Origin of the sequence: Streptomyces sp. NRRL F-5123 (assembly GCF_000721495.1) — a bacterium.
In the GTDB taxonomy this organism is placed as follows: Bacteria; Actinomycetota; Actinomycetes; order Streptomycetales; family Streptomycetaceae; genus Actinacidiphila.
The window spans coordinates 1-3338 of the sequence record NZ_JOHY01000126.1 but is presented as its reverse complement, the minus strand read 5'-3'; the positions used below and the strand labels follow the sequence as shown (position 1 = coordinate 3338).

Genomic DNA, 3338 nt, shown 5'->3' with positions numbered 1-3338 from the left:
TCGTACGGGGTGCGTCCGGCTGCCGTGGTGGGCCACTCGCAGGGCGAGATCGCCGCGGCCGTGGTCGCGGGCGCGCTCACCCTCGCCGACGGCGCCCGCATCGTCGCCGTACGCTCGCGCGCCCTGCGGGCGCTGTCCGGGCGCGGTGCGATGGCGTCGCTGGCCCTCGGCCTCGAAGCCGCCGAGGCCGTCCTCGCCGAGCGGCCCGACGTTTCGGTCGCGGCCGTCAACGGCCCCTCGTCCACCGTCATTTCGGGCGCGCCGGACGCGGTCGCCGAGGTCGTGGCCCAGGTCGGGGCGGACGGCGGGCGGGCGCGGCTGATCGACGTCGACTACGCCTCGCACGGCCCGCACGTGGACGACATCGCCGCCGAACTCACCGACCTGCTCGGCACGATCACGCCCGCCGCGACGACCGTGGCCTTCTACTCCGCCCTCACCGGCGGCCGTGTGGACCCCGCGGACCTCGACACCGGCTACTGGGTGCGCAACCTGCGCCACCGCGTCCGCTTCGCCGACGCCGTCGAGGCCGTGCTCGCCGACGGCCACCGGATCCTGGTGGAGTCCGGCCCGCACCCGGTGCTGAGCACGGGTGTGCAGGAGACCGCCCAGGCCCTCGACATCCCCGTGGCGACCGTCCCCACGCTGCTGCGCGACAAGGGCGGCGCCGAGCAGCTGCTGCGGGCGCTCGCCCAGGCCTTCACCGCGGGCCTGACCGTCGACTGGAAGGCCTGGTACGGCGCCGAACCCGGCGCCCCCGCCGCACCGACCGTCGACCTCCCCACGTACGCCTTCCGGCACCAGCCCTACTGGCTGAAGCCCGACAAGTGGCCCGGCGCCCAGGACGACGCCGCCGAGGCGGACGAGGCCTTCTGGAACGCCGTCGAATCCGGCGACCTCGCCGGGCTCGGTGCCGGGCTGGACGCCGCAGAGGAGGGCACCCGGCAGGCGCTGGACACCGCGCTGCCCGTCCTCGCGCAGTGGCGGCGCGGCTCCCGTGAGCAGGGCCGGATCGACGGGTGGCGCTACGGCGAGGCCTGGTCCGCCGTCGAGGGCCTCGACGCCGCGCCGCGGCACGCCGGGGAGTGGCTGCTCGTGGCGCCGCGGCGGCTCGCCGGGGACCCCGCCGTCGAGGCCGTCACCCGCGCCCTCGACGGCCACGGCGCCCCCTGCACCCTGCTCGCCCTGGCGCCCGGGGAACTGGAGCGCGACGCCCTGACCGCGCTGCTGCGTGAGGCCCTTCCCGCGGGCACCGCCGTCACCGGCGTGGTCAGCGTGCTCGGCCTGGACGAGGAGCCGCACCCGCGGCACCCGCACCTGCCGGCCGGGCTCACCGCGACGCTCGCCCTCGTCCAGGCCCTGGACGGCGCGGACTTCGGCGGGCGGCTGTGGAGCGTGACCCGCGGCGGCGTGCCCGCCGGGGAAGGCGGCGGCGCGGTGAGCCCCGCGCAGGCGCAGGTGTGGGGCCTCGGCCGGGTCGTCGCGCTGGAGTACCCGCGGCTGTGGGGCGGGCTCGTCGACCTACCGGCCGCGGACGACGACGGAACGGCCCGGCTGCTGGGTGCCGTCCTCGCGCAGACCGGCCCGGACGGCGAGGACCAGGTCGCGCTGCGCGCACAGGGTCCGCTCGCACGGCGGCTGCGCCCGCTGCCCGCCGCCGCGCCCGCCCCGGAGTGGCGGACCGGCGGCACCGCCCTGGTCACCGGCGGCACCGGCGGGATCGGCGGCCGCGTCGCCCGCTGGCTGGTGGAGCGCGGCGCCCGGCACGTCGTCGTGGCCGGCCGGCGCGGCGCCGACGCCCCCGGCAGCCAGGCCCTCACCGCCGAACTCGCCGCACTGGGCGCCACCGTGGACATCGCCGCGTGCGACGTCGCCGACCGCGAACAGGTGGCCGCGCTGCTCGCCCGCGTCCCCACCGAGCACCCGCTGCGCGCCGTCTTCCACGCGGCGGGCGTCGGCGACTACACCCCCGTCCGGGACCTGGACGGCGACCGGCTGGCGCAGGTCGCGGCGGGCAAGTCCGGCGGCGCGCGGTGGCTCGACGAGCTGACGCGCGACCTGGACCTCACCGCCTTCGTGCTGTTCTCCTCCGGGGCGTCCAGCTGGGGCAGCGGCCAGCAGGGCGCCTACGCCGCCGCCAACGCCTACCTCGACGCCCTCGCCGAGCGGCGCCGCGCCGCCGGCCTCCCGGCGCTGTCCGTCGCGTGGGGGCCGTGGGGCGAGGCGGGCATGGCCGCGGACGACGCGGTGACCGCCTTCTTCCGCGACCGCGGCCTCACCGCCCTGCCGCCCGGCCTCGCGCTGCGCGTGCTGGGCCAGGCCCTCAGCCGCGGCGAGACCGCGCTGACTGTCGCCGACTTCGACTGGCCGCGCTTCGCCGCGACCTTCGCCGGGCAGCGTGCCAGCAGGCTGCTCGCCGAGATCCCGCAGGCCGCCGAGGCGCCCGAGCAGGCCACCGCCGAGGAGAGCCCGCTGCGCCGCCGGCTGACCGCCGCCGCCGCGGGCCAGCGGCAGCAGATCCTCGTCCAGCACATCCGCGCCCTGGCCGCCGGGGTCCTCGGGCACGCGGGCGCCGACGCGGTCTCCGCGACCGCGCCCTTCTTCGAGCTGGGCTTCGACTCGCTCACGGCCGTCGAGCTGCGCAACAAGCTCGGCACCTCCCTCGCGATGTCCCTGCCCACCACGCTGATCTTCGACTACCCCACGGCCGACACCCTGGCCCGCCACCTGCTGTCGGAGATCTCCGGCACCGCGGAGCCCGCCGGCGTCCCGGCCGCGCTGCCCGCCGCGCCCGCCGGGATGTCCGACGAGCCGATAGCGATCGTCGGCATGGCCTGCCGCTACCCCGGCGGCGTGACCAGTCCCGAGGAGCTGTGGGAGCTCGTCGCCGAGGGCCGGGACGCGATGACGTCCTTCCCCGCCGACCGCGGCTGGCGGCTGGAGACGCTCTACGACCCCGACCCGGACCGCCCCGGCACCAGCTACGTCCTGGAGGGCGGATTCCTGCCGGACGCCGGGGAGTTCGACGCGGACTTCTTCGGCATCTCGCCGCGCGAGGCGGTCGGCATGGACCCGCAGCAGCGGCTGCTGCTGGAGACCGCGTGGGAGACCTTCGAGCGGGCCGGCATCGACCACGGCTCGCTGAAGGGCACCGACACCGGCGTCTACGTCGGCGCGACCATCTTCGACTACCTGTCGATCATCGGGCTCTCCAGCGCCGATATGGAGGGCTACACCGGCACCGGGAATTTGGGGTGTGTGGTGTCGGGGCGGGTGTCGTATGTGCTGGGTCTTGAGGGTCCTGCGGTGACGGTGGATACGGGGTGTTCTTCGTCGTT

1 protein-coding gene is annotated in these 3338 nt (G+C 76.9%); it reads left to right on the top strand.

Annotation, left to right across the window (positions count from 1 at the left end):
• On the top strand, positions 1-3338 hold a 3338-nt coding region (locus IH54_RS0138350; RefSeq protein ID WP_043183555.1), incomplete at both ends, for an SDR family NAD(P)-dependent oxidoreductase.